Origin of the sequence: Streptomyces sp. NPDC058375 (assembly GCF_042723425.1) — a bacterium.
Taxonomy (GTDB): domain Bacteria; phylum Actinomycetota; class Actinomycetes; order Streptomycetales; family Streptomycetaceae; genus Streptomyces; species Streptomyces durocortorensis.
In genome coordinates this window covers 1-26539 of the sequence record NZ_JBHXJG010000016.1, presented here as the reverse complement: position 1 = coordinate 26539, position 26539 = coordinate 1, and the positions used below count along the sequence as shown (strand labels likewise).

The 26539-nt window shown below is 71.3% G+C and carries 24 protein-coding genes and 1 tRNA gene; 10 read left to right on the top strand and 15 right to left on the bottom strand.

The genetic code is table 11. The features are described from left to right. Positions 1–4 precede the first annotated feature (4 nt). The gene (locus ACFWM7_RS04885; RefSeq protein WP_383255155.1) at positions 5–1675 is read right to left on the bottom strand and encodes a sodium:solute symporter family protein; all 1671 of its coding nucleotides are present in this window, start codon (positions 1673–1675) and stop codon (positions 5–7) included. Positions 1676–1898: 223 nt separating this feature from the next. Between ACFWM7_RS04885 and galT the strand changes: the two genes are divergently transcribed. From galT to galK, 3 genes are read left to right on the top strand one after another with little or no spacing between them, the layout of a single operon-like run. Continuing rightward, the gene (gene galT / locus ACFWM7_RS04880; protein ID WP_383255153.1) at positions 1899–2942 is read left to right on the top strand and encodes a galactose-1-phosphate uridylyltransferase; all 1044 of its coding nucleotides are present in this window, start codon (positions 1899–1901) and stop codon (positions 2940–2942) included. Continuing rightward, entirely contained in the window at positions 2939–3937 is a 999-nt protein-coding gene (galE, locus tag ACFWM7_RS04875) for a UDP-glucose 4-epimerase GalE (RefSeq protein ID WP_383255151.1), read from the top strand. Before galT ends, galE begins: the two co-directional genes overlap by 4 nt. Then, positions 3934–5136: a galactokinase gene (gene galK / locus ACFWM7_RS04870; protein ID WP_383255149.1), complete on the top strand. Its 1203-nt coding sequence runs from the start codon at positions 3934–3936 to the stop codon at positions 5134–5136. The genes galE and galK overlap by 4 nt, the downstream gene beginning before the upstream one ends. 39 nt (positions 5137–5175) lie before the next feature. On the opposite strand, the gene ACFWM7_RS04865 is transcribed toward galK, so the two are convergent. Beyond that, positions 5176–5616, bottom strand: coding sequence for a GNAT family N-acetyltransferase (locus tag ACFWM7_RS04865; RefSeq protein ID WP_383255147.1), 441 nt, complete (start codon positions 5614–5616; stop codon positions 5176–5178). Between the two features lie 246 nt (positions 5617–5862). Here ACFWM7_RS04865 and ACFWM7_RS04860 point away from each other — a divergent pair, with 246 nt between their 5' ends. Continuing rightward, entirely contained in the window at positions 5863–6648 is a 786-nt protein-coding gene (locus tag ACFWM7_RS04860) for a LuxR C-terminal-related transcriptional regulator (RefSeq protein ID WP_383255145.1), read from the top strand. Here ACFWM7_RS04860 and ACFWM7_RS04855 read toward each other — a convergent pair. Continuing rightward, positions 6604–7101, bottom strand: coding sequence for a MarR family winged helix-turn-helix transcriptional regulator (locus ACFWM7_RS04855; RefSeq protein WP_383255143.1), 498 nt, complete (start codon positions 7099–7101; stop codon positions 6604–6606). The genes ACFWM7_RS04860 and ACFWM7_RS04855 overlap by 45 nt on opposite strands. Positions 7102–7189: 88 nt before the next feature. Here ACFWM7_RS04855 and ACFWM7_RS04850 point away from each other — a divergent pair, with 88 nt between their 5' ends. Both ACFWM7_RS04850 and ACFWM7_RS04845 read left to right on the top strand, forming a co-directional pair. Beyond that, the gene (locus ACFWM7_RS04850) at positions 7190–7999 is read left to right on the top strand and encodes a trans-aconitate 2-methyltransferase (RefSeq protein WP_383255140.1); all 810 of its coding nucleotides are present in this window, start codon (positions 7190–7192) and stop codon (positions 7997–7999) included. After that, positions 7999–8376, top strand: coding sequence for a VOC family protein (locus tag ACFWM7_RS04845; RefSeq protein ID WP_383255138.1), 378 nt, complete (start codon positions 7999–8001; stop codon positions 8374–8376). The genes ACFWM7_RS04850 and ACFWM7_RS04845 overlap by 1 nt, the downstream gene beginning before the upstream one ends. A gap of 11 nt (positions 8377–8387) precedes the next feature. Here the strand turns inward: ACFWM7_RS04845 and ACFWM7_RS04840 are convergent, their stop codons facing one another. The 3 genes from ACFWM7_RS04840 to ACFWM7_RS04830 form a co-directional block, all read right to left on the bottom strand. Continuing rightward, positions 8388–8993, bottom strand: a complete 606-nt coding sequence (locus ACFWM7_RS04840) for a Uma2 family endonuclease (protein WP_383255201.1) — start codon at positions 8991–8993, stop codon at positions 8388–8390. 102 nt (positions 8994–9095) lie between these two features. After that, positions 9096–9782, bottom strand: a complete 687-nt coding sequence (locus ACFWM7_RS04835; protein ID WP_030710457.1) for a TetR/AcrR family transcriptional regulator — start codon at positions 9780–9782, stop codon at positions 9096–9098. Then, complete coding sequence (locus ACFWM7_RS04830) at positions 9779–10765, bottom strand: acyl-CoA desaturase (RefSeq protein ID WP_383255135.1); 987 nt, start codon at positions 10763–10765, stop codon at positions 9779–9781. The genes ACFWM7_RS04835 and ACFWM7_RS04830 overlap by 4 nt, the downstream gene beginning before the upstream one ends. Before the next feature lie 395 nt (positions 10766–11160). Between ACFWM7_RS04830 and ppc the strand changes: the two genes are divergently transcribed. Further along, positions 11161–13890, top strand: a complete 2730-nt coding sequence (gene ppc / locus ACFWM7_RS04825) for a phosphoenolpyruvate carboxylase (RefSeq protein ID WP_383255133.1) — start codon at positions 11161–11163, stop codon at positions 13888–13890. Between the two features lie 30 nt (positions 13891–13920). Here the strand turns inward: ppc and ACFWM7_RS04820 are convergent, their stop codons facing one another. The 7 genes from ACFWM7_RS04820 to ACFWM7_RS04790 all read right to left on the bottom strand — a co-directional run bounded on the left by ACFWM7_RS04820 (position 13921) and on the right by ACFWM7_RS04790 (position 19592). Beyond that, positions 13921–14391, bottom strand: coding sequence for a hypothetical protein (locus ACFWM7_RS04820; protein ID WP_383255130.1), 471 nt, complete (start codon positions 14389–14391; stop codon positions 13921–13923). Positions 14392–14466: 75 nt separating this feature from the next. Further along, positions 14467–15060, bottom strand: a complete 594-nt coding sequence (gene pth / locus ACFWM7_RS04815; RefSeq protein ID WP_383255128.1) for an aminoacyl-tRNA hydrolase — start codon at positions 15058–15060, stop codon at positions 14467–14469. A 127-nt stretch (positions 15061–15187) separates the two neighbouring features. Further along, entirely contained in the window at positions 15188–15778 is a 591-nt protein-coding gene (locus ACFWM7_RS04810) for a 50S ribosomal protein L25/general stress protein Ctc (protein ID WP_383255126.1), read from the bottom strand. A 207-nt stretch (positions 15779–15985) separates the two neighbouring features. Beyond that, positions 15986–16963, bottom strand: a complete 978-nt coding sequence (locus ACFWM7_RS04805) for a ribose-phosphate diphosphokinase (RefSeq protein ID WP_007455203.1) — start codon at positions 16961–16963, stop codon at positions 15986–15988. A gap of 120 nt (positions 16964–17083) precedes the next feature. Next, positions 17084–18532: a bifunctional UDP-N-acetylglucosamine diphosphorylase/glucosamine-1-phosphate N-acetyltransferase GlmU gene (gene glmU / locus ACFWM7_RS04800; protein ID WP_383255122.1), complete on the bottom strand. Its 1449-nt coding sequence runs from the start codon at positions 18530–18532 to the stop codon at positions 17084–17086. Between the two features lie 107 nt (positions 18533–18639). Further along, positions 18640–18712 (bottom strand) — tRNA-Gln (locus ACFWM7_RS04795). A gap of 7 nt (positions 18713–18719) precedes the next feature. Further along, on the bottom strand, positions 18720–19592 hold the full coding sequence (locus ACFWM7_RS04790) for a hypothetical protein (protein WP_383255120.1): 873 nt from the start codon (positions 19590–19592) through the stop codon (positions 18720–18722). A 156-nt stretch (positions 19593–19748) separates the two neighbouring features. Between ACFWM7_RS04790 and ACFWM7_RS04785 the strand changes: the two genes are divergently transcribed. Then, positions 19749–21074 carry a sensor histidine kinase gene (locus ACFWM7_RS04785; protein ID WP_383255116.1) on the top strand — a complete coding sequence of 442 codons (1326 nt, stop codon included), beginning with the start codon at positions 19749–19751 and terminating at the stop codon, positions 21072–21074. A gap of 434 nt (positions 21075–21508) precedes the next feature. Here the strand turns inward: ACFWM7_RS04785 and ACFWM7_RS04780 are convergent, their stop codons facing one another. Together ACFWM7_RS04780 and ACFWM7_RS04775 are read right to left on the bottom strand one after the other, a co-directional pair. Next, positions 21509–22009: an SUKH-3 domain-containing protein gene (locus ACFWM7_RS04780; RefSeq protein WP_383255113.1), complete on the bottom strand. Its 501-nt coding sequence runs from the start codon at positions 22007–22009 to the stop codon at positions 21509–21511. A gap of 10 nt (positions 22010–22019) precedes the next feature. Next, complete coding sequence (locus tag ACFWM7_RS04775) at positions 22020–22544, bottom strand: YwqJ-related putative deaminase (protein WP_383255111.1); 525 nt, start codon at positions 22542–22544, stop codon at positions 22020–22022. A gap of 235 nt (positions 22545–22779) precedes the next feature. Here ACFWM7_RS04775 and ACFWM7_RS04770 point away from each other — a divergent pair, with 235 nt between their 5' ends. Both ACFWM7_RS04770 and ACFWM7_RS04765 read left to right on the top strand, forming a co-directional pair. Continuing rightward, positions 22780–23757 carry an SMI1/KNR4 family protein gene (locus ACFWM7_RS04770; RefSeq protein WP_383255108.1) on the top strand — a complete coding sequence of 326 codons (978 nt, stop codon included), beginning with the start codon at positions 22780–22782 and terminating at the stop codon, positions 23755–23757. Next, positions 23754–26426 carry an SUKH-4 family immunity protein gene (locus tag ACFWM7_RS04765; RefSeq protein WP_383255106.1) on the top strand — a complete coding sequence of 891 codons (2673 nt, stop codon included), beginning with the start codon at positions 23754–23756 and terminating at the stop codon, positions 26424–26426. The genes ACFWM7_RS04770 and ACFWM7_RS04765 overlap by 4 nt, the downstream gene beginning before the upstream one ends. The last annotated feature ends 113 nt before the right edge of the window (positions 26427–26539 follow it).

Sequence of the window (26539 nt, the reverse complement as noted above, 5' to 3'; positions counted from 1 at the left end):
CCGATCAGAACGAGTAGGGGATGTAGCACGCGGCGGCGAGCACGATCGCGCCCCAGCCGAGCAGCGCGGGCTTGCGGTACCAGGCGCTGTCCGCCTCGTCCGGCGCCTCGTCGGGGTCCGGCGACTCGGTCCCGTACACCAGACCGGCCAGTTCCGCTTCGGGCTTCGGCGCGGTGAAGAGGGTGACGACGACCATGACGACGGCTCCGGCGACGAACCCGACGATCGCGGAGACGAAGTTGGCGCCCTGGTCGGAAGGGATGTCGATGATCCCGCCCTTGTAGATCCAGAAGTAGTTGATCATCGCGGCCGCGGTGCCCGCGACCAGGCCCCAGACGCCGGACTTCATCGAGGCCCGCTTCCAGAACATACCGATGATGAAGACCACGAACATCGGGACGTTGAAGAACGAGAACAGCGTCTGGAGGTAGCTCATGATGTTCGAGAAGCTGGCGGCGATGAACGCCGTGCCGATCGAGGCCAGCACGCCGATCGCGGTGATCAGCCGCCCGAAGCGCAGGTAGTACGTGTCCGGCTTGTCCTTCACCACGTACCGCTGCCAGATGTCGGTGGTGAACACCGTGTTGAACGACGAGACGTTGGCCGCCATGCCCGCCATGAACGCGGCGAGCAGACCGGTCACCGCGATGCCGAGGACACCGTTGGGCAGCAGTTCCTGCATCAGCAGGGGTATCGCGTCGTTGTAGGTGAGGTCGGAGTCCGGGGTGCCGATCTTCGGCACGATCACGGCGGCGACCAGGCCCGGGATCATCACCGCGAAGACGATGAAGATCTTCGGGAAGGCGGCGATCAGCGGGGTGCGCTTGGCGGCGGAGAGGTTCTTCGCGGACAGCGCGCGCTGCACCTCGGCGAAGTTCGTCGTCCAGTAGCCGAAGGACAGCACGAAGCCGAGGCCGAGGATGATCGTCAGCCAGTTGGCGCCCAGCGGGTTGGCGTCACCGATGCCGGTGCCGCCCCAGGCGGTCATGAAGTCCCCGCCGTGCTGCTTGGTCAGCGAGTCGCTCATGGCGTCCCAGCCGCCGACCCGCTTCAGGCCGAGGACGGTGAGGGGGATCAGCGCGGCGAGGATGACGAAGAACTGGAGCACCTCGTTGTAGATCGCCGAGGAGAGCCCGCCGATCGTGATGTAGACCAGCACGAACAGGCCCGCGACGACGATCGCGACCCACTGCGGCCAGCCGAGGAGCGCCTCGACGACGATCGACAGGGCGTAGAGGTTGACGCCCGCGATGAGGATCGCCGCGAAGGCGAAGAGCACCGAGCTGAGCAGGTGCGCGGACTTGTCGAACCGCTGGAGCAGGAACTCCGGCACCGAGCGCACCTTGGAGCGGTAGTAGAACGGCATCATCACCAGGCCGAGGAAGACCATGGCGGGGATCGCACCGATCCAGTACCAGTGCACCACCGCGACGCCGTACTGCGCGCCGGTGGCCGCCATGCCGAGGATCTCGGTGGCGCCGAGGTTCGCCGCGACGAAGGCGAGCCCGGTCACCCAGGCGGGCAGGGACCGTCCGGAGAGGAAGAAGTCGAGGCTCGTCTTGACGCTGGCACGGGCCATGAAGCCGATGCCGAGGACGACGACGAAGTAGATCGCCAGGATGGCGTAGTCGAGCCCGTTCGTGGGGAGCCGAAGCCCTTCGGCCAGTGTCTGCATGGGGGTACTCGCTTCGTATCGCGAACTTAACCCGACGGAACTTACGCCGTCATGTTCGAGAAATGAACAGTCTGCTTGGGGTTCTTTGTTTGATCGTGATCGAGTGCGGGTGAATGTCCGGGTATGCGGCCAGCCGTCTGGCGTTCCCGCAGGCATTGACGGAGGTGTTCGCTTGTGATTTGTTATGTGCGATTATGTTGGGAGGATCTGGTGGAGGACCCTGGTGAAGAAGACGGTTACGACCCTCGCCGACGGCCGTGAGCTGATCTACTACGACTCCGCGGACGACACCGTCCGCGACGCGGTCGACCATCGCCCCCTGGACCCCGTCTCGACCTCGTCGGAGATCCGCCGCGACCCCCTGCTCGGCGACGCGGTCGCCATCGCCTCGCACCGCCAGGCCCGCACCTACCACCCGCCGGCCGACGCCTGCCCCCTCTGCCCCACCCGGGAGGGGCGGCAGAGCGAGATCCCCGACGACCACTACGACGTCGCGGTCTTCGAGAACCGCTTCCCCTCGCTCGCCGGCGGCTCCGGCCGCTGCGAGGTCGTCTGCTTCACCTCCGACCACGACGCGTCCTTCGCCGACCTCACCGAGGAGCAGGCCGCCCTCGTCCTCGCCGCCTGGACCGACCGCACCGCCGCCCTCGCCGCCCTCGACCAGGTCACCCAGGTCTTCTGCTTCGAGAACCGCGGCGCCGAGATCGGCGTCACCCTCGGCCACCCGCACGGCCAGATCTACGGTTACCCCTTCGTCACCCCGCGCACCGAGCTGATGCTCCGCTCGGCCGCCCGGCACCGCGAGGAGACCGGCGCCAACCTCTTCGACGACGTGGTCGCCCGCGAGGAGAAGGACGGCTCACGCGTCGTCCTCGCCACCGACCACTGGGTCGCCTTCGTCCCGTACGCGGCGCACTGGCCCTACGAGGTCCACCTGTACCCGCGCCGCCGCGTCCCCGACCTGCGGGAGCTGGACGAGCAGGCGCGGACGGAGTTCCCACAGGTCTATCTGGAACTCCTGAGGCGCTTCGACCGGATCTTCGGACCCGGCGAGCCGCCGACCCCGTACATCTCCGCCTGGCACCAGGCGCCGTTCGGGGTCGACGGCCGGGAGGACTTCGCCCTGCACCTGGAGCTTTTCACCATTCGCCGGACCTCCGGCAAGCTGAAGTTCCTCGCGGGGTCCGAGTCCGGCATGAGCGTGTTCATCAACGACGTGCCGCCGGAGGCCGCGGCCGAGCGACTGCGAGAGGTAGCGAGCCAGTGAGCACTCCCCGGAACGTCCCCGCCGACCCCAAGAAGTACCTGGTCACCGGCGGTGCCGGATACGTCGGCAGCGTCGTCGCCCAGCACCTGCTGGAGGCCGGGCACACCGTGACCGTCCTCGACGACCTCTCCACCGGCTTCCGCGAGGGCGTCCCCGCCGGGGCCGCGTTCATCGAGGGCCGCATCCAGGACGCCGCCCGCCACCTGGACCCCTCCTACGACGGCGTCCTGCACTTCGCCGCCTTCTCCCAGGTCGGCGAGTCCGTCGTGAACCCGGAGAAATACTGGGTCAACAACGTCGGCGGCACCACCGCCCTGCTCGCCGCCATGCGCGAACACGGCGTACGCACCCTCGTGTTCTCCTCCACCGCCGCCACCTACGGCGAACCGGTCTCCAGCCCCATCACCGAGACCGACCCCACCGCCCCCACCAGCCCCTACGGCGCGTCCAAGCTCGCCGTCGACCACATGATCAGCGGCGAGGCCACCGCCCACGGCCTGGCCGCCGTCTCGCTGCGCTACTTCAACGTGGCCGGAGCATACGGAAGGTGCGGCGAGCGCCACAGCCCCGAGTCCCACCTCATCCCGCTGGTCCTCCAAGTCGCCCTGGGCCGGCGTGAGTCGATCAACGTATACGGTGACGACTACCCCACCCCCGACGGCACCTGCGTCCGCGACTACATCCACGTCGCCGACCTCGCCGACGCCCACCTGCTGGCCCTCACCGCCGCCGCCCCGGGCGAGCACCTGATCTGCAACCTCGGCAACGGCAACGGCTTCTCGGTCCGCGAGGTCATCGAGACCGTCCGCAAGGTCACCGGCCATCCCGTCCCCGAGACCGCCGCCCCCCGCCGAGGCGGCGACCCGGCCGTCCTCGTCGCCTCCGCCGCCACCGCCATCGAGCGCCTCGGCTGGCAGCCCTCCCGCGCCGACCTGGCCGGAATCATCGCCGACGCCTGGCAGTTCGCCCGCCGAGAGGACACCACCACCCCATGAGCCAGCACCCCGAACCGACCGTGACCGCCGCTGAAGGACACCGGGACGACCCCGCCGCCACCTTCACCGAGCTGTACGGAAGCGAGCCCGACGGCATCTGGGCCGCACCCGGACGAGTGAACCTGATCGGCGAGTACACCGACTTCAACGACGGCTTCGTCATGCCGCTCGCCCTCCCGCACACCGCCGTCGCCGCCGTCTCCCGCCGCGACGACGGCGTCCTGCGCCTCTACTCCACCGACGTCCCCGGCGGCGTCGTCTCCCTCCGGGCCGACGAACTCGCCCCGCACTCCGGCCACGGCTGGGCCGCCTACCCCGCCGGGGTCCTCTGGGCGCTGCGCGAGGCCGGCCACCCGGTCACCGGGGCGGACATCGCGCTCACCTCCACCGTGCCCACCGGCGCCGGGCTCTCCTCCTCCGCCGCCCTCGAAGTCGTCACCGCGCTCGCCCTGAACGACCTCTTCCAACTCGGCCTGAGCGCCGCCGAACTCGCCGTCATCGGCCGCCGCGCCGAGAACGACTTCGTCGGCGTGCCCTGCGGGATCATGGACCAGATGGCCTCGGCCTGCTGCACCGAGGGCCATGCCCTCCACCTGGACACCCGCGACCTCTCGCTGCGCCAGGTCCCCTTCGACCTGGCCTCCCACGGCCTGACGCTCCTGGTCGTCGACACCCGGGTCAAACACGCGCTCGGCGACGGCGCGTACGCGGAGCGCCGGGCCGGCTGCGAGGAGGGCGCCCGGCTGCTCGGCATACCGATGCTGCGCGATCTGCCGTACGCCGGTCTCGACGCGGCGCTCACCACGCTCGCCGACGCCGGGGCGGACGAGTCCGTCATCCGCTACGTACGCCATGTCGTCGGCGACAACCGCCGCGTCGAGCAGGTCATTTCGCTGCTCGACGCGGGCGACGTCCGCGCGGCGGGCCCCGTCCTGAACGAGGGCCACCTCTCGCTCCGCGACGATCTGCGGGTCTCCTGCCCCGAGTTGGACTTGGTGGTCGAGGCGGCGAACGCGGCCGGGGCGCTCGGTGCGCGGATGACCGGCGGCGGCTTCGGCGGCTCGGCGGTCGTCCTGGTGGAGGAGTCGGCGGCCGAAACGGTGGCCAAGGCGGTCAGCGAGGCGTTCGCGGCGGCCGGACACGCGGCCCCGGGGATCTTCGACGCCATCCCGTCGGCCGGGGCGCGCCGACTGCGCTGAGCCCGGTCCCGGTCCCGGTCCCGATCCGGCGTCCCGCGCTCACAGGTCCTTGACCAGGATGAACTCGGTGACGCCGGGCGGGTAGTCCGCGACCCGGCCGATCTCCTCGTACCCCTGTCTGCGGTAGAAGCCGGGGGCCTGGAAGTCCCAGGTCTCCAGCCGCGAGCGGGTGCAGGCGCGCTCGGTGCGGGCGGTCCGTTCGGCCTCGGCGAGCAGACGCGCGCCGAGGCCCGAGCCCCGGTGCGGGGCGTCGACCCAGAGCAGATCGACGTGCAGCCAGTACGCCCAGGTCCGCCCGGTCAGCCCGCCCGCCAGGGCCCCATGCTGGTCCAACGCCCACACTTCCAGGGGGACTTCGTGCTCGGCGGAGGTGGAGAGCAGCGCACGCAGGCCGGCCGAAGCGGCGACGTTGTCCTCGTGCAGACGCCCGCTCAGCAGAATGCGACGTTCTCTGTCTACTTCTGTCTCAAGACGGAACATGAATCCACCCTAAGACGCGCCTGAGGTAACCAGTTCGCCGAATCGCCTTTCCCCCGTGGCCCCCGCCCGTACGCTGATGCTCAGCACCGGTGGGGGCCGGTGTCGATTCAGGGGAGCGAGAAAGCCGGGTACGGCGCCCGGGGCAGGGCGGCAGGCGGTTCGACGACGGCGGTCGTCGGCGCGGCAGGCCGCAGTGAAGCCCCGGCGCCGTACCCGCAGCTGTCCGCCCCCACCGATGGGGGTTCTGTGGCGCGTATCCGGGTTCTCGTGGTCGACGACCACCGTATCTTCGCCGAGTCGCTCGCGGCGGCCCTCGCGGCCGAACCGGACGTCGACGTCTCCGCCGCGGGCAGCGGCCCGGCCGCGCTGCGCGCGCTGGAGCGCGCGGCCGCCGAGGGGCGCGGTTACGACGTGCTCCTGGTCGATGCCGAGCTGGGCGCCCTGACGAGCGGCGAGACGCCTGCCGTCCCCGCGCCCCGGCAGGAAGGGGCGGGCGTCGTCGACGGCATCGCGCTGGTCGCCGGGGTCCGCACCGGCCGGCCCACCGTGCGGTCGGTGGTGCTCGCCGAGAAGGACGACCCGCGCGCCGCCGCCCGGGCGCTCCAGGCGGGGGCCTCGGGCTGGGTGGCGAAGGACTGTTCGCTGCAACGGCTGCTGTCGGTGATCCGGGGCGTGCTGCGCGACGAGACGCATCTGCCGCCCGCCCTGCTCACGGGCGTCCTGCGGGAGCTGACCGCCGCCCGCAAACACCGCACCGAGAGCGAGCGGCTGGTGGAGTCGCTGACGCCCCGGGAGCGCGAGGTGCTGCGCTGCATGGTGGCCGGGCTCGGCCGCAAGGCGGTCGCCGAGCGGCTGTTCCTGTCCCCGCACACGGTGCGCACCCATATGCAGAACGTGCTGGGCAAGCTCGGGGTGCACTCGACGCTGGCGGCGGTGGCGCTGGCCCGCCGGGCGGGGGTCGGCCCCGCCGAGCCGGTGATCCGTCCGCTAGGTGGGGATGTTGTCGAACGGGGCGGTCAACTGGCGCAGTAGCCCGGCCAGTTCGCCGCGCTGGGTGCGGGACAGTTCGCCGAGGATGGCACGCTCCTGGTCGAGGAGGCCGGCCAGTGACTGGTCGGCCTTGTCGCGCCCCTCGGCCGTGAGCCGGACGAGGACGCCCCGCCGGTCGCTGGGGTCGGGCAGCCGCTCGACGAGGTTCTTCTTGGTGAGCCGGTCGATGCGGTTGGTCATCGTGCCCGAGGTGACCAGGGTCTGGGTGAGGAGCTGTCCGGGGGAGAGCTGGTACGGGGGCCCGGCCCGGCGCAGCGACGTGAGTACGTCGAACTCCCACGGCTCCAGGTTGTGCTCGGAGAAGGCTATGCGGCGGGCCCGGTCGAGGTGGCGCGCCAGACGGGAGACGCGACTGAGCACCTCGAGTGGTTCCACGTCGAGGTCGGGGCGCTCGCGGCGCCATGCAGCGACCAGTCGGTCGACCTCGTCCTCCATGTCGATCAGTGTAGATGGTCCCTCGACATGAAGTCTCTTGAATTCAAGTGTCTTGACATCAAGAGATTCCCGCTGTGATCCTGTTCCCATGACCTCACCCGACCGCCCTTCCTGGGATCCGCAGCAGTACCTGCGTCACGCGGACCACCGGACCCGCCCCTTCCAGGACCTCCTGGCCCGCGTCGGCGACCTCCCCGGCCACCCCGCACCCCGCATCGCCGACCTCGGCTGCGGCGCGGGCAACGTCACCACCCTCCTCGCGGAGCGCTGGCCGAAGGCCCGGATCACCGGCTACGACACCTCACCCGAGATGCTCGCCGAAGCCGCCGCCCACGCCCGCCCGCCCCTGCTCGACTTCGCCGAGGCCGACGCCGCGACCTGGACGCCCACCGAGACGTACGGCCTGATCGTCTCCACCTCCGCACTCCAGTGGATCCCCGGCCACGCCGACCACTTCCCCCGCTGGCTCGACGCCCTCGCCCCCGGCGGCACCCTCGCCTTCCAAATCCCGGGCAACTTCACCGCCCCCAGCCACACGCTCCTGGCCGGCCTCCGCGAATCCGACCGCTGGCGCCCCCTGCTCCACGGCATCGGCGACCGCACCGCATCCGTCCTGGAACCCACCGACTACCTCACCCGCCTCCGCGACCTGGGCTGCACGGCCGACGTCTGGGAGACCACCTGCCTCCAGACCCTGCACGGCGACGACGCGGTCCTCGACTGGGTCAAGGGGACCGCCCTGCGCCCCGTCCTCACCGCGCTCGCCGACGACCCCGCCGCCCGCGACGCGTTCCTCACCGCCTACCGCGACCTGCTCCGCGAGGCCTACCCGCCCGGCCCGTACGGCACGGTCTTCCCGTTCCGCCGCATCTTCGCCGTAGCCCGCAAGGAGAAGTGATGACCGCCGCTGCCGGCCTCGCCGCCGTCGACCACGTACAACTCGCCGCCCCGCCCGGCACCGAGGACGCCCTGCGCACCTTCTACGCCGACGCCCTGGGCATGACCGAGATCCCCAAACCCCCGGTGCTCGCCGCCCGCGGCGGCTGCTGGTTCGCCGCCGGACCGGTCCAGCTCCACCTGGGCATCGAGAGCGACTTCCGCCCCGCGAAGAAGGCCCACCCGGGCCTGCGCGTGACGGGGATCGTGGCGTACGCGGCCCGCCTGGAGGCCCACGGCGTCGGCGTGGAATGGGACGACAACCTCCCCGGCCACCGCCGCTTCTACGCCCACGACCCGGTCGGCAACCGCCTGGAGTTCCTGGAGCCGGACGCGTAACCGGGCCCGCTCTACAGCGCCGCGAGCGCTTCCGCCGAGATGTCGATGTCCACCGGGATGGGCACACCCGTCTTCAGCCGGTCGTGATGGATCCCGGTCAGCGCGTACGCCTTCGTCACCGGGTCCAGCTCATAGACCCGCACGACGGGGTGCTGGTCGGTGCCGGTCATCTCGACCAGCCAGAAGTGCGGGATGCCGGCGGTGGCGTACTTGTGCGGCTTGGCCTCACGGTCGCGGGCCTCGGAGTCGGGGGAGACGACCTCTACGGCGAGGAGGACGTCGGCGGCCGCGTACGACGTCTGCTCCATTCCCTTGGTGTCGGCCTCGCTGCGAACGACGGAAACATCGGGCTCCGGCCCGTTCCGCCGGTCCAGCACCACGGTCATCTCCCGGCGGATCTTCACCTCCGGCGGTGCAGTACTGCGCAGCCCCGCCACCAGCAGATCGATCACTGTGCTGTGGAACTTGCGCTGCGGACTCACGAAAACCAGGCTCCCGTCGATCAGCTCGGTGTGCGGCGGGAGATCGGGCAGCGTGAACAGATCGTCCACGGTGTATCCGTCCTGCGGGGGCACCGGCCAGCGGGAGCTGTGCGCGGTGGTCGGCTCGGCGGTCATGGTTCCTCCCATGGACGAATCCTCTGCCCTCCCGACCACACTACGGCGGGAAATCCGCACCCGTCATCACCACGGGTGACGACGTGCGGAAGGGTTACGCGATCAGCTCTTCCGGTGCCCTATCAGCCGCGGCTTCGACTCCAGGTTCTCCAGCCCGTGCCAGCACAGGTTCACCAGGTGGGCGGCCACCTCGGCCTTCTTGGGCTTGCGCACGTCCAGCCACCACTGGCCCGTCAGCGCCACCATCCCCACCAGCGCCTGCGCGTACAGCGGGGCCAGCTTCGGGTCGAAGCCCCGGGCCTTGAACTCCAGGCCCAGGATGTCCTCCACCTGCGTGGCGATATCGCTGATCAGCGACGCGAACGTGCCCGTCGACTGCGCCACCGGCGAATCTCGCACCAGGATCCGGAAACCGTCCGTGTACGACTCGATGTAGTCCAGCAGCGCGAACGCCGCCTGCTCCAGCAGTTCGCGCGGATGGCCCGCCGTGAGCGCCCCCTGCACCATGTCCAGCAACTGGCGCATCTCGCGGTCGACCACCACCGCGTACAGGCCCTCCTTGCCGCCGAAGTGCTCGTACACCACCGGCTTGGAGACCCCGGCACGCGCCGCGATCTCCTCCACCGACGTGCCCTCGAAGCCCTTGTCGGCGAACAGGGCGCGCCCGATGTCCAGCAGCTGCTCGCGGCGCTCCTTGCCCGTCATCCGGACCCGCCGGGCCCGGCGGGAGGGGGATGTCCTGCTCTTGTCGCTGCCTGTGCTGGAGTCCGTCGCCACGTCGTCAATCATGCCGCGTCGGCGGGGGCGGACGTGCGCCGGGAGTCGATACGCGCGGCATCCGGCCACCGCACGTCATAGGCCCAGCCCAGCTTCTCGAACCAGCGGATCAGCCGGGCGCTGGAGTCGATCTGTCCCCGCATCACCCCGTGCCGGGCGCTCGTCGGGTCCGCGTGGTGCAGGTTGTGCCACGACTCGCCGCACGACAGGACCGCCAGCCACCACACGTTCCCCGACCGGTCACGCGACTTGAACGGCCGCTTGCCCACCGCGTGGCAGATCGAGTTGATCGACCACGTCACGTGGTGCAGCAGCGCGACCCGTACCAGCGAACCCCAGAAGAACGCCGTCGCCGCACCCCACCACGACATCGTCACCAGGCCGCCCACCAGCGGCGGGATCGCCAGCGAGACGATCGTGAAGGTCAGGAAGTGGCGCGAGACCGCCCGGATCGCCGGGTCCTTGATCAGGTCGGGGGCGTACTTCTGCTGCGGCGTCTGCTCCTCGTCGAACATCCACGCGATGTGCGCCCACCACAGTCCCTTCATCAGCGCCGGCAGGCTCTCCCCGAACCGCCACGGCGAATGCGGGTCGCCCTCCGCGTCCGAGAACCGGTGGTGCTTGCGGTGATCGGCCACCCACCGCACCAGCGGCCCCTCCACCGCCAGCGAACCCATCACGGCCAGCGCGATCCGCAGCGGCCGCTTCGCCTTGAACGAACCGTGCGTGAAGTACCGGTGGAAGCCGATCGTGATCCCGTGACAGCCGATGTAGTACATCGCCACCAGCAGACCGATGTCGAGCCAACTCACCCCCCGCCCCCACGCCAGCGGCACCGCCGCGACCAGGGCCACGAACGGCACCACGATGAACGCCAGCAGTGCGAACTGCTCGATCGACCGCTTGCTGTCGCCGCCCAGCGTGGCGGAGGGCAGCGGAGCCGCCGCTGCCCCGGGCGGCTCGGTCTCGTCGATCGCAGGAGGAGTGCTCGGCATAGGGGGATACCTCTGAGGGTGAGGGAGAAGGCTCGGACGGCCGTGGCTACGGTTCCGTAACCTACGGCTTGGTAAGTATGGCAGTGACGGGCCCCACAACACGAGAGGCCGCTCCAGCCCGTCCCACGCGGTAGCCCGCCTGCCCCCGGGGTAGGGGTTAGGGCGTGTGCTTCCGGGCGGCGGCCGCGAGACCCCTCGGGGCAACGGACACGCCGCCTGCGACGACACCTATCCTGGGAGGGTCGGACAGCGCGGTCCGCACCCGCTCGTCGGGGCGTGGCGACAGCACCGCTGCCAGCCGCAGGGCCCCGGACCCCGCCACCCGCCCCACCACTGCCCATGTGGGGACGGCGAAGCGAACGCACCTCCTCATTCACTGCAAGGAGCCGCACACTGTGAGCAGTGCCGACCAGACCCCTGCCGCCAGCCCCGCGCTGCGCGCCGACATCCGCCGCCTCGGCGACCTCCTCGGCGAGACCCTCGTACGCCAGGAGGGCCAGGAACTCCTCGACCTCGTCGAGCGAGTACGCGCCCTGACCCGCACCGACGGCGAAGCCGCCGCCGAGCTCCTCGGCGACACGGACCTGGAGACCGCCGCCCAGCTCGTGCGCGCCTTCTCCACCTACTTCCACCTCGCCAACGTCACCGAGCAGGTCCACCGCGCCCACGAGATGCGCGACCGCCGCTCGGCCGAGGGCGGCCTCCTGGCCCGCACCGCCGACCGCCTCAAGGACGCCGACCCCGAGCACCTGCGCGAGACGGTCAAGAACCTCAACGTCCGGCCCGTCTTCACCGCGCACCCCACCGAGGCCGCCCGCCGCTCCGTCCTCAACAAGCTGCGCCGCATCGCCGAGCTGCTGGACACCCCGGTCATCGAGGCCGACCGCCGCCGCCTCGACCTCCGCCTCGCCGAGAACATCGACCTCATCTGGCAGACCGACGAACTCCGCGTCGTCCGCCCGGAGCCCGCCGACGAGGCCCGCAACGCCATCTACTACCTGGACGAGCTGCACGCAGGCGCCGTCGGCGACGTCCTCGAAGACCTCGCCGCCGAGCTGGACCGCGTCGGCGTCGAACTCCCCGCCGGCACCCGCCCCCTCACCTTCGGCACCTGGATCGGCGGCGACCGCGACGGCAACCCCAACGTGACGCCCGCCGTCACCTGGGACGTCCTGATCCTCCAGCACGAGCACGGCATCACCGACGCCCTGGAGATGATCGACTACCTCCGCGGCCTCCTCTCCAACTCCATCCGTTACGCCGGAGCCACCGAGGAACTCCTCGCCTCCCTCCAGGCCGACCTGGAGCGCCTCCCCGGCATCAGCCCCCGCTACAAGCGGCTGAACGCCGAGGAGCCCTACCGCCTCAAGGCCACCTGCATCCGGCAGAAGCTCGTCAACACCCGCGAGCGCCTCGCCGAAGGCACCCCCCACCGCCCCGGCTGCGACTACCTCGGCACCGCCGAACTCATCGCCGACCTGGAGCTGATCCAGACCTCCCTGCGCGAGCACCGCGGCGGCCTCTTCGCCGACGGCCGGATGGACCGCACCATCCGCACCCTGGCCGCCTTCGGCCTCCAGCTCGCCACCATGGACGTACGCGAACACGCCGAAGCCCACCACCACGCCCTCGGCCAGCTCTTCGACCGGCTCGGCGAGGAGTCCTGGCGCTACGCCGACATGCCCCGCGACTACCGGCAGAAGCTGCTCGCCAAGGAGCTGCGCTCGCGCCGGCCGCTGGCCCCCACCCCCGCCCCGCTCGACGCGGCCGGCGAGAAGACCCTCGGCGTCTTCCACACCATCAAGCAGGCCTTCGAACGCTTCGGCCCCGAAGTCATCGAGTCCTACATCATCTCCATGTGTCAGGGCGCCGACGACGTCTTCGCCGCCGCCGTCCTCGCCCGCGAGGCGGGCCTCCTCGACCTGCACGCCGGCTGGGCGAAGATCGGCATCGTCCCGCTCCTGGAGACGACGGACGAGCTGAAGGCCGCCGACGTCATCCTCGACGAGATGCTCGCCGACCCCTCCTACCGACGCCTCGTCTCGCTCCGCGGCGACGTCCAGGAGGTCATGCTCGGCTACAGCGACTCGTCCAAGTTCGGCGGTATCACGACCTCCCAGTGGGAGATCCACCGCGCCCAGCGCCGGCTGCGCGACGTCGCCCACCGCTACGGGGTCAGGCTCCGGCTGTTCCACGGCCGCGGCGGCACCGTGGGCCGTGGCGGGGGCCCCTCGCACGACGCGATCCTCGCCCAGCCGTGGGGGACGCTGGAGGGCGAGATCAAGGTGACCGAGCAGGGCGAGGTCATCTCCGACAAGTACCTCATCCCGGCCCTCGCCCGCGAGAACCTGGAGCTGACCGTCGCGGCCACTCTCCAGGCCTCCGCCCTGCACACCGCGCCCCGCCAGTCCGACGAGGCGCTCGCCCGCTGGGACGCGGCCATGGACACGGTCTCCGACGCGGCCCACGGCGCCTACCGCAAGCTCGTCGAGGACCCGGACCTGCCCGCGTACTTCCTCGCCTCCACCCCGGTGGACCAGCTCGCCGACCTGCACCTGGGCTCGCGGCCCTCCCGCCGTCCGGGCTCGGGCGTCTCGCTGGACGGCCTGCGCGCCATCCCGTGGGTGTTCGGCTGGACCCAGTCGCGGCAGATCGTCCCCGGCTGGTACGGCGTCGGCTCCGGCCTCAAGGCCCTGCGTGAAGCCGGCCTCGACACCGTCCTCGACGAGATGCACGAGCACTGGCACTTCTTCCGCAACTTCATCTCCAACGTCGAGATGACCCTCGCCAAGACCGACCTGCGCATCGCCCGGCACTACGTCGACACCCTCGTCCCCGACGAGCTCAAGCACGTCTTCGACGCCATCGAGGCCGAACACGCCCTCACCGTGCAGGAAGTCCTGCGCGTCACCGGCGGCGAGAAGCTGCTCGACACCAACCAGGTGCTCCAGCAGACCTTCTCCATCCGCGACGCCTACCTGGACCCGATCTCCTACCTCCAGGTCTCGCTGCTCGCCCGCCAGCGCCAGGCCGCCGAACGCGGCGAGGAGCCCGACCCGCTGCTCGCCCGCGCCCTGCTGCTCACCGTCAACGGTGTCGCGGCGGGACTCCGCAACACCGGCTGACCGTACGCACGCCGAAACGGGGCGGTCCTGCTACAGCGCGACGAACGTCGCCACCAGCAGGGCCGCCCCCGCCGTTCCGGCGCCCCACGCCGTCCGCGTCATCCGCAGCCCGCCGCCGATCACGAACGCGGCCAGCAGCATCGCCCCGCCGAGCGGCACCCAGGCATGCAGAAAGCCCGGCGTCCCCGTGCGGACCACCGCATCGGAACCGGGCTTCACCACCACGGGGAAACGATCCCCCTCACGCGCCGCCACGGACCGGTCCACGGTCACCCGCGCCCGCTCCCGCGACACCGCGTCCGGTGTGAACGCCCCGGTGCACTTCGCGTCGCCGCACTCCGTGACCGTCACGGTCCCGTGCTCACGGCCCTTGGCCAGAATGATGTGGTGCGCGGCGTCCCACGACGCCCACGCACCCGCGACCAGCAGCACCAGGACGACCAGCCCCATGGCCAACCGCCGCCCCGCGACCGCCGCCCGGTGGGAAGAGCTCCGCTTCATGGGGGCAGATCCTTGGCCAGACCCGCACCCGCGGTCAACCTATGGCCGAAAAACGCCCAAACAGGGAAGGGAATGTCAGGAGTTGTACGCGCTCTGCGCCCGCTCCAGCCCCTCCGCCAGCAGACACTCCACCGCGTCCGCCGACCGGTCCACCAGAAACGCCAGCTCCTTGCGCTCCGTCGACGAGAAGTCCTTCAGCACGAAATCCGCGACCTGCATCCGCCCCGGCGGCCGTCCGATCCCGAACCGCACCCGGTGATAGTCCGGGCCCATCGCCTTCGTCATCGACTTCAGCCCGTTGTGCCCGTTGTCCCCGCCGCCCAGCTTCAACCGCAGCGCCCCGTAATCGACGTCCAACTCGTCATGGACCGCCACCACATGGTCCGTCGGCACCTTGTAGAAGTCCCGCAGCGCCGTCACCGGACCGCCCGACAGATTCATGTACGACATCGGCTTCACCAGCACCACCCGCCGGCTCCCCGGACCCGGCGGACCGATCCGCCCCTCCACCACCTGCGCCTGCGCCTTCTGCGCCCGCTTGAACTTCCCGCCGATCCGCGTCGCCAGCAGATCGGCGACCATGAACCCGACGTTGTGCCGGTTCGCCGCGTAGTCGGGACCGGGATTGCCCAGGCCCACGATGAGCCAGGGGTCGGTGGCGTCGGACATCAGCGCTCGGTCTCCTCGTACTCGTACGACTCGCACAGGGGGGATGGCAGGCGAACGGGGCGGCGGCTCCCCCGGAAGGGAACCACCACCCCGTCAGTCAAGCAGGTGGAACAGTGAGGGGAGAGGCTCAGGCCTGGGCGCCCTCGGCCTCGGCGGCCTCGCCCGCAGCCGGCTCCTCGGCCTGCGCGGCGACGACCTGGATCACGATGGCATCCTCGTCACCGGCGAGCACGGAGCCCTTCGGCAGCGCGATGTCCTTCGCCAGGATCGAGTCACCGGCGTCCAGGCCCGCGACGGAGACCGTCACGGACTCGGGGATGTGGGTGGCCTCGGCCTCGACGAGCAGCGTGTTCAGCACGAACTCGAGCAGGTTGGCACCCGGGGCCAGGTCGCCCTCGGCGTGCACCGCGATCTCGACCTCGACCTTCTCGCCGCGCTTCACGGTCAGCAGGTCGACGTGCTCGATGGTGCCCTTGAGGGGGTGTCGCTGCACGGCCTTCGGGATGACCAGCGCGTCCTTGCCGTCGATCTCCAGACCGATCAGCACGTTGGCCGTACGCAGCGCGAGCAGCAGCTCGTGGCCGGGCAGGGTGACGTGGACCGGCTCGGCGCCGTGGCCGTAAACGACACCGGGAACCTGGTTGGCACGACGGACACGGCGGGCGGCGCCCTTGCCGAACTCGGTACGGACCTCGGTGGCGAGCTTGATCTCGGCCATGGTGCACTCCTCGTCAGGTACGGAGAGCCGTCGGGGGTGACGGAACTCGAACGGTCACCCGGCCCACGACAGGCCTGCTACGAAGAGCGCGTCGATAACGGACCGCCGTACACACGGGTACGGCCTCCCTCGCCGAGCAACTCGCTGAGTCTACCCGGCGGGGAGGCCGCACCCCAAAGTGGATCAACAGGGACCGTCGTGGGACGGTCAGCCCTGCTCCTCGAAGAGGCTCGTCACCGACCCGTCCTCGAACACCTCACGCACCGCGCGCGCGATCGTCGGCGCGATCGAGAGCACCGTGATCTTGTCCAGCTCCAGCTCACCCGGGGTCGGCAGGGTGTCCGTGAACACGAACTCGCTCACCTTCGAGTTCTTCAGCCGGTCCGCCGCCGGACCCGACAGCACCCCGTGCGTCGCCGTCACGATGACGTCCTCCGCGCCGTGCGCGAACAGGGCGTCCGCAGCGGCGCAGATCGTGCCACCGGTGTCGATCATGTCGTCGACGAGGACACAGACGCGGCCCTCGACGTTGCCGACGACCTCGTGGACGGAGACCTGGTTCGGCACGTCCTTGTCACGACGCTTGTGCACGATCGCCAGCGGCGCGTCCAGCCGGTCGCACCAGCGGTCGGCGACCCGCACGCGGCCCGCGTCCGGGGACACGATCGTCAGCTTGGAACGGTCGACCTTCGCACCCACGTAGTCCGCCAGGATCGGCAGCGCGAACAGGTGGTCCACCGGGCCGTCGAAGAAGCCCTGGATCTGGTCGGTGTGCAGATCGACGGTGAGGATCCGGTCCGCACCCGCCGTCTTCATCAGGTCCGCCACCAGACGGGCCGAGATCGGCTCGCGGCCCCTGTGCTTCTTGTCCTGGCGGGCGTACCCGTAGAACGGCACGATCACCGTGATGGAGCGGGCCGACGCGCGCTTCAGCGCGTCCAGCATGATCAGCTGCTCCATGATCCACTTGTTGATCGGAGCCGTGTGGCTCTGGATCAGGAAGCAGTCCGCGCCACGTGCCGACTCCTGGAACCGCACATAGATCTCACCGTTGGCGAAATCGAAGGCCTTCGTCGGCACGAGACCGACTCCCAGCTGATGGGCGACCTCCTCGGCCAGCTCGGGGTGGGCGCGGCCGGAGAAGAGCATCAGTTTCTTCTCGCCGGTCGTCTTGATCCCGGTCACAGCACAGTCTCCTCAGACGTGTATCTGGCGCTGCACGCATAGGTCCCGAGGTGCAACGAGCCAGCCGAAATGGGGTGAGCATCTATCACGGTACGCCGTCACCGGCGCACCTGTTTCCGGTCAGCTTTGCCCGTCGGGCTCCTGCGACGACGCCTGAGCGGCCTGCGCGGCGGCGCTGCCCGGACGCTTCCGGGCCACCCAACCCTCGATATTCCGTTGCTGGCCCCGCGCCACGGCCAGCGAACCGGCGGGCACGTCCTTGGTGATGACCGACCCGGCGGCGGTGTAGACCCCGTCCCCGACCGTGACCGGTGCCACAAACATATTGTCCGAACCGGTACGGCAGTGGGAGCCGATCGTCGTGTGGTGCTTGGCGACGCCGTCGTAGTTCACGAAGACGCTGGCCGCACCGATGTTGGTGTGGTCGCCGATGGTCGCGTCACCGACGTAGCTGAGGTGCGGGACCTTGGTCCCCTCACCGATCGTGGCGTTCTTCATCTCGACATACGTACCGGCCTTGGCCTTGACCCCCAGCCGCGTCCCCGGCCGCAGATACGCGTACGGGCCGACCAGTGCCCCCGGACCGATCTCGGCCGAGTGCGTCACGGAGTTGTCCACCCGGGCGCCGGCGCCGACGACGGTGTCCTCGATCCGCGAGTTCGGCCCGACCTCACTGTCCTCGGCGAGATGGGTGGTCCCCAGCAGCTGCGTCCCCGGATGCACGACGGCATCCCGCTCGTACGTCACGGTCGCCTCGATCAGCGTGGACGCCGGGTCCACGATCGTCACGCCCGCGAGCATCGCCCGCTCCAGCAGCCGCTCGTTCAGCAGCCGGCGGGCCTCGGCCAGCTGGAGCCGGTTGTTGATGCCGAGGATCTCGCGGTGGTCGCCCGCGACGGACGCCCCGACCCGGTGCCCGGCCTCGCGGAGGATGGAGAGCACATCGGTGAGGTACTCCTCGCCCTGGCTGTTGTCGGTACGCACCTTGCCCAGCGCGTCGCCCAGCAGCCGCCCGTCGAACGCGAACACCCCGGAGTTGATCTCCGAGATCGCGCGCTGCTCGTCGGTGGCGTCCTTGTGCTCGACGATCTCGGTGACCGCACCGGTGGCCGGGTCGCGCACGATGCGCCCGTACCCGGTGGAGTCCGGGACCTCGGCGGTCAGGACGGTGACCGCGTTGGCGTCGGCGGTGTGGGTGGCGGCGAGCGCGCCGAGCGTCTCGCCGGACAGCAGCGGGGTGTCGCCGCACACGACGATCACGGTCCCGTCGACACCCCCGCCGAGCTCCTCGAGCCCCATGCGGACGGCGTGCCCGGTCCCGTTCTGCTCGGCCTGGAAGGCGGTGCGCACGGGGGCCTCGCCGGAGTTCAGGTGCGCGGTGACCTGCTCACTGGCGTGTCCGACGACCACGACGAGGTGCTGGGGGTCCAGCTCACGGGCGGCGGCGACGACATGTCCGACGAGCGAGCGCCCGGAGATCTCGTGCAGAACCTTGGGGGTCTTCGACTTCATGCGGGTGCCCTCACCCGCTGCGAGGACGACGACGGCTGCCGGGCTGGTTGCGCTCACGGATGTGCCCTTCGGCTTCGGGTGGTGGTCATCCGCAGGATACCGGGGGTGTTTCCCGTGGAAACGGGGGCGGGCCCCGACCGGTGTGGTCGAGGCCCGCGAAGTTGCTCCGCCGCTAGGACTCGAACCTAGACCGAACACCTCCAAAGGGTGCCGTGCTGCCAATTACACTACGGCGGAACACGCGTCAGCCGGGCAAGGGGAGGCCCTGCCCAGAAACGCTGCCGCCTACTATGCCGCACCACCAGCCCTCGATGCGACGGTAGAGGTCGGCGCTCTGCTGCACATGGATCACGAGGCAGCCGCGATAGTGCTCACCGACGTTTTTGCGGTTGGTCTTCGGGTTGTGCTTCTTGAGGGTCGTCTTGCCGAACATCGAGACGTCCGTGCCGGTGAGATCGGCCCAGTAGCGTTCAGCCGAGGCGACGTCGGCCGATTCGTGAATCATCACGTGGAAGCGAAGCCTCTCGCAGGTGATGTCCATCAGTGCGAGCCAGGCCAGAAAGATCTTGATCATGCCGGGGTCGCTGTTCACGAAGGCGACCCGCTCTCGGCGCGCGTGGGGTTTGTCCTTGGTGCCCTCGGCCCAGTAGAGCCCTACTCCCAACAGGAACAGCTCGCGCTCGGTCAGGGCGCCGATCTCACGCTGGGCCGAGCGCTTCACCTCCTGACGTTCCTGGTCGCGCCGCTGCAGCGTGATTTCCCAGCCTCGCTTGGCGATCTCTGAGGCTTGCTCCCTCGTCCGTGGGGCGGGCTTCGGCAGATCCCGTACCCACAACGAGATGGACCCCTTGGAGCACCCCAGCTCCACCTGGATCTGGTCGTACGTCATGCCCTGGAGCCGAAGCTCGCGGGCCTTCGCGCGTACGTCGTCCTTGGCGCGGGGCCGCTTCGTCCACTCCGGGGCGGGCTCTCCTTGCAGGAGGCGGTTGAGGAGGTCGTTGTTGTCGACGCGGAGTCGGTCGCGGATCCGGCGGCGGCTGAGCCCTTCCCGGCGCAGCGCCACCGCCCGCTCGCGTAAGCCCTCGAAGTCGGCGTACTTGCCTGTGGTTTCCGTCATACGGGGATCGTCGTCCGGAATGCGAACGTCCGGGTCGAAAGCGTGGTCGATTCGCCATTTCAGGCGATCGGCATGCGTTTCGTGCCTGTTCGAATGCGGAACGTGCTGTTGCCGGTCACCGGAAAATGAGATGCATCCGCCCGTAGGCTGGATGCCATGACCGCAACGGGGGCAGACCGGGAGGCGGCGGGATCGACCACCCGCGGCTACTGGTGGTGGGAGCGGCGACGCAGTGTCGCCCTGGACGTGGGACTGGCGCTGGTGTCGGCGCTGGAGTGTGGCCTGGAGGGGGTGGAGTTCGCCCGGAACACCGGGGTGCCGGTGCCGGTGGGTGTGGTGTTCGGGCTTCTTGCGGGTTCGGTGCTGCTGGTGCGTCGGCGGTGGCCGATCGTCGTGGTGCTGGTCACGATCGCGATGACGCCCGCCGAGATGGGCTTCCTGATGGCCCTCGTGGGCCTCTACACGCTGGCCGCGTCCGAGGTGCCGCGCCGGATCACCGTCGTCCTGGCGGGGATGGCGCTGGTGGGGACGTTCATCGTCACGTACGTACGGCTGCGGCAGAACGTGGCCGAGCAGGCCGACTTCGGGCCGGGGGACTGGTACGTCCCGCTGATGTCCGTCTTCATGGCGGTGGGGCTTACGGCCCCGTCCGTGCTGCTCGGCCTCTACATAGGGGCCAGGCGCCGGCTCATGGAGAGCCTGCGGGAGCGGGCCGATTCGCTGGAGCGGGAGCTGTCGCTGCTCGCGGACCGGGCCGAGGAGCGGGCGGAGTGGGCGCGTACGGAGGAGCGGACCCGGATCGCCCGGGAGATGCACGACGTGGTCGCCCATCGGGTGAGCCTGATGGTGGTGCACGCCGCCGCTCTCCAGGCCGTCGCGCCGAAGGACCCGGCGAAGGCGGTGCGGAACGCCGCGCTGGTCGGGGACATGGGCCGGCAGGCGCTCTCGGAGTTGCGCGAGATGCTCGGGGTGCTGCGTACGGGGGAGGCGTTGACCGCGCCGGCCGCCGCGGGTGGGGTTCCGTTGGCGTCGGTGCGGCGGGCGGCGGCCGCGGCCGCCGCCACCGTCGCGTCGGAGGACGGGCCACGGCTGCACGAGCTGGAGGCGCTGGTGGCGCAGTCGCGGCAGGCGGGGATGGTGGTGGAGCTGTCGGTCGACGGTGAGCTGCGGGCGTATCCGCCGGAGGTGGAGCAGACGGCGTTCCGGGTGGTGCAGGAGGCGCTGACGAACGTGCACAAGCACGCTGCGGGCGCGAAGACGTGGGTGCGGCTCGCGCATCGGGAGGCGGAGGTCGCGATGCAGGTGGAGAACGGGCCTTCGGACTCGGGGGCGGCGGATGCGGGGCTGCCCAGCGGGGGGAACGGGTTGGTGGGGATGCGGGAGCGGGTGCTGGGGCTGGGGGGTGTGTTCGTGTCCGGTCCTACGGACGCGGGAGGCTTCCGAGTCTCGGCGGTCCTCCCGGCCGACCCGGCCGAGACCTGACTCTGGGCCGCCCCGCCCCAGCCCCTCCGGCGCGTCAGGGTTGCCACCCCAGCCCGCCGGGCGCGTGGGGCCACTCATTCCAGCCCGCCTGGCGTCGCGTGAGGGTTGCCCACCCCAGCCCGCCGGGCGCGTGAGGGCCGCCCACCTCAGCCCGTCCGGCGTTTGAGGACGGAACCCTGGGTGTGGGGAGCGGCGACCCATCCGTGTCGGGGGAAGTGATGGTGCCCGTTCGTCCCGAGCGACGGTTCCGTCCTCAAACGCCGGACGGGCTGGGTGGTGCGACGGTTCCGTTCCTCAAGCGCCGGATGGGCTGGGGATGGTCGGGGTCGTCCTCAAGCGCCGGACGGGCCGGAGTGGCCGGTCGGGGGCCTCAGGTGCCGGGCGGGCCGGGGTGGCCGGACGGGGGCCTCAGGTGTCGGGCGGGCCGGCCGGGCTCAGGAGGACGTCAGGCGGGACGGTTGGGTGCCGGTTACCAGGGTGGCCAGGGCCTCGTCGATGTCCTGGCCCAGGAACCAGTCGCCCGTGTGGTCGATGCTGTACACCCGGCCCTCCGTGTCGATCGCCAGGACCGCCTGCTCCTCGCCCTCCGCCCCCAGCGGGCTGACCTCCGTCTCCAGGGCGCGGCCGAGGTCCCCGAGCGTGCGGGCCAGGTGCAGGCCGCTCAGGGGGTCGATCCGTACCGCAGCGGGCGCGATGTGCCGGCCGGGCGCGGACGCGGTGATGTGGAGGCCGCCGAACTCCGCCCAGGCCTCGACCGCGGCCGGGAACACCGCGTGCCGGTGGCCGGCCGGGGAGGCGTGGGAGCGCAGCGCGTCGGCCCACTCCTCCGCCTGGCGGATGTCCCAGCGCCCGGGCTGCCAGCCCGCCTCACGCAGTGCGGCGTCGACGGCGACGGGGAAGCGGGTGGTGGAGGTGTGCTGCTGGCGGTCGTGCATCGGTGGGCGGTCAGCCCTTCTCGGCGGTGGTCGCGGCGCCGGTGGAGGTCAGGTCGACGGGGCGTACGCCGAAGTGGGAGAGGAGAGCCGAACAGGATCGGCACGGTGGTGCGTAGCTGCCGTGCAGCGGGTCGCCGTCCTCGCGGATGCGCCGGGCGGTGAGCCGCGAATGCTTGAGCGCGCGCCGCGCCTCCCCGTTGGTCAGGGGTTTTCGCTGGGCCCGTTTGGAGCGCCCGCTCTCGGCGGCGGTGAGCTGGCGGGAGAGCAGTATCGCTTCGGGGCAGCGCCCGGTGAAGCGTTCGCGCTGGCCGCTGGTGAGGGTGTCGAGGAAGTCCTGGACGAGCGGGTGCAGCACCGGTGGCTGGTCCCCCTTGCCCGCGGTGCAGGTCAGCGTCTCGCCGCGTACGGACAGCGCGGCGGCCACGGCCGGGAGGATCCCGTCGCGGCGGTGGTTCAGTCGGGGCGTACGGCTGGTCTCGGTGCTGCTCCAGCTGAGGCGCGGATCCCCTGATGTGACGGTTTGTGTGGAATGCATCGTGCTGACGTCCCTCCCTGCAATCCCCCGAGTTGCGGGGACAGCCTGCCAAATGTGCCGGGTGGTGGGGAAGCTGGGTGGGGGAAACGTGTCTGCGTGTCGCCGGAAGGTGCGAGACCGTCGCCTCACCGTCACGCGAATGTGACCGTTCGTGACGGAACCGGCGGGGCGGGGTGCCCTGTTGCCCCACCGCTTAGGCTGTGCGGAACACCGGACGCAGCAGGGGGCATCAGCCATGACGACAGGTCGGCTCGGGCAGCAAGCCGCGCCACCGAACGCCGCCTACGCCGGGCAGGTCGTGAACTTCCCGGATCCGGTCCGGGCCTCCCGGCACCCCTCGGGGGTGCGGATGGACGGGAGCGGCCACCCGGTTCTTTCGCCGTACGCGCGCGCCGCGGCCGAGATCGCCGATCCGCCTCCGGGCTTCGGCATCGACGAGCTGCGCCTGACCGATTACGTGTCGGCGAACGCGGCGATGGCGGCGAGCGGTCACGACCTGTGGGACACGATTCCCGCGGTGGCGACCCCGCACGGCTGGACCTGGCACCACGTGCCGGGTGGCCGGCGGATGGAGCTGGTGCCGGTCGAGGTGAAGGCGCTGCTGCGTCATCACGGCGGTCTGGCGGATACGGACGTGGACCAGAACCGGCGGGGCACGCGCCCGTTGCAGGAGACCCGTCCGGCGCACTTCCGGCTGCCCAAGGGCGCGGGCGCGGTGAGCGAGCAGCAGGTCCAGGGCGTCGAGGAGGACCTCGGCTACCGGCTGCCCGGCGCGTACCGCTCCTTCCTGAAGGCGGCGGGCGGCTCGGCCCCTGTGGGCGCCGCGCTCGACGCGGAGCTGGGACTGCTGGTGGACCAGCCGTTCTTCACGGTGCGTGACGAGGCCGCGGTGAACGACCTGGTGTACGTGAACAAGTGCCTGCGGGACCACTTCACCAAGGACTACCTGGGCGTCGCGTTCGTCCAGGGCGGGATTCTCGCGGTGAAGGTGCGCGGACAGGACGTCGGTTCGGTGTGGTTCTGCCCGTACGACGATGCCCGGGACCAGGACGGCTGGAGTGTCCAGGAGCGTGTGGAGCGGCTGCTGCTGCCCTGCGGTACGGACTTCGACGCCTTCCTCCAGCGGCTGGCGGGCAATCCGCCGGAGCTGGAGACCGTGGCGAACCTGATGGTGGACGGCGGCTTCGCGCGCGCCGTCCCGGTGGAGGGGTGAGCGCGGTGGTGACTTTCGCGCAGGCGCAGGAGCGGGCGGACGAGTGGGTCAACGGTGACGTGCCCGCGTATCAGCACCGTGAGGTGCGCGTCCGTGAGTTCGACCTCGGTTTCGTGGTGTGGGCCGAGGACCGGCCGGAGGGCCCCGTCTCGGACGGCGGCCGTCAGCGGCTGGTGATCGCCCGGGACAGTGGTGAGGCGACGTTGTGGCCGGGGCTGCCGGTGGGCGAGGTGATCCGGCGGTACGAGGAGGAGTACGGCGGACCGGCGGGCGCGCCGGCGGCGGCTCCGGAGCCGCCGCAGCGGGTGGATCTGAACCAGACGTCGTTCCTGCTGACGCCGCCGGAGTGGCTCCAGGAGGCGGCGGACAAGCTGGGGATTCCGGATCATCGTGCGGAGCGGCGCGAGGCGGCGGAGGCCGCAGGGGCCACCGGGGCGGCCGAGTCGTCCCCGCCCCGGTCTCCGGACCCGGCCCCGTCCTCGTCCTCGTCCCCGGCGGCGTTCCCCTCGACATCGACATCGACATCGGCTTCGGGATCGGCTTCGGTTTCGGGGGAGGCCCCCGCCCCCGGTCCTGTCGCCGCCTCCGCGCAGGGGCCCGTACCGGCCGCCCCGGACGGGACGCCTCCGCCCGCCCCCTCGTCCTCCTCTCCTTCCACTCCGTCCGCCGGCGGCTCCGCCGCGTCGTGGCCCGCCGCCGGCGGTGGCGCGGCCTATGAGCCCACGGCCTCCGACGGTGTGCCCGCCGGGGCGACCCCGTGGGCGGGGACGGACACCAACTCCGACTCCGACGACGCTGCCGTCCCGCTGCCCGCGACGGTGTTCGCGCCGCCGCTGTCGGGGACGGACGACGAGGAGGCCCCGCCGCCGGTCGTTCCGGCGGAGGCGCCCACCGCGCTGATGTCGGGTGGCAGCCAGCTGCCGCGTACGCAGGTGGCGCCGGCGCTCCGGCCGCAGCAGGGGGCCCCGGACGGGGCCGGTGACATCGCCGACGCGGCCACCAGCAAGGCCGTGGTGCCGCCGCGCAGGGCGCGTGGGGGCGGTTCGTCGACCCCGCCGCCGCCCGGTGCGCCGGGGATCCCCGGCATGCCGCCCGGTGCGACGCCGCCGCCTTCGGGTCCGGGTGCGCCCGGCGCTCCGGCGGGCGGGTACGTCCCGACGCAGCTCGTCTCGCAGCTCGGCCCGCCCGGCGCCACCCCGCCGCCTCCCGGTCCGCCGGGCCCGCCGCAGGGTTCCACGCCGCCGCCCGGTCCGCCCGCGCCTCCCGGCTCCACGCCGCCTCCGGGCGGCGGGGTGCACCATGCCGCGACGATGCTCGCCGACGGGAGCAGCATCGGCGCGGGCGTCCCGGGTGCGCCCAGGCCGCCGGGCCCGCCCGGAGCCCCGGGTGCTCCGCAGCCTCCCGGCCCGCCCGGCGCTCCGGGTGCTCCGCAGCCCCCCGGCCCGCCCGGTCCGCCGCCGGGTTCCACGCCGCCTCCGGGTGGCGGGGTGCACCACGCGGAGACGATGTTCGCGGGTCCGGGACAGGTCGGGCCCCCTACTCCCCCCGGCCCGCCCGGAGCCCCGGGCGGATCGTCGGGCGGGGCCCCCGGTCCCGTACCGCAGCCGCCGGGTCCGCCCGGTCCGCCCGGTCCGCCTCCGGGTGCGCACAACCCGCCGCCTCCGGCGTACGGCTATCCGCAGCAGCCCACCGGTCAGCCGACCGTGGGCCCCGGCTACCAGGCCGTGCTGCGGTTCCGCGCTCCGGACGGCAGCGAGCAGCAGCTGATCCGCCGCTCGGCGCCGGGCACCCCGCACCCCGAGTGGCAGATGCTGCACGAGCTGCGGGCGATGAACGTCCCGCCGCAGCAGGTCATCGAGCTGCACACGGAGCTGGAGTCCTGCGAGCTGCCGGGCGGGTACTGCGCGCGGATGATCCGGGAGACCTGGCCGCAGGTGCGGATCACCAGCGTCGCTCCGTACGGTACGGATCACGCCAGCCGGCAGCAGGGCATGCAGCATCTGCTGACGCACCAGGGCGAGCTGCACCAGGTCGCGGACGGCCCGGCGCGGCCCGCGCCGGTGCGGGCGCCGCTGCCGCAGATGCCGCCCGCGCCCGCGCTGCCGCCGGAGGCGGTGGCCGAGGAGCTGGCACAGGCGTTCGGTCCGCAGGGCATCCTCCGGTTCGACCAGCGGGCGGTGTCCCGTCAGGGGGTGCCGGAGGTCGTCGCGCGCACCCTGGTGTGGGCGGGGCTGCCCGCCGATTTCGGGCCGTTCTTCTGGGCGCAGCCCGGGCAGCCGGTGGTGCCGACGCTGGCCGAGCTGGCGGCGCAGCGGCAGGTGCAGCCCGCGCCGGACGCGGGGTCGTACCTGGTGATGGGCACGGACTTCGGCCGGGCGATCTGTGTGCAGTACGGGACGGCGAACATCGTGGCCGTTCCGGTGGAGGCGGGGCCCGGCGGGCAGTCGGTGCCGCCGCAGTTCGTGAACACCGGGCTGCCGGAGTTCGTGCGGTCGATGGCGCTGCTGGGCCGGATGTGGCGGCTGCGGTTCGGGCTGAACCCGGAGCAGGCGGGGCGTTGGACCGTCGACTTCCAGGCACAGCTGGTGGCCCTGGACCCGGCGGCGCTGGCGTCGCCGGAGAGCTGGTGGTCGGTGCTGCTGGAGCAGATGTGGGACGGCCTGATCTGATCCGACCTGATCGGACGGCTTTGATCCGACGGTCCGGCCCCACGGGCTGACCGAGGCGCCCGGCCCCCGGCAGGGTGCGGGCGCCGTACTGTGTGACGGGTAGCCCGGGCTGT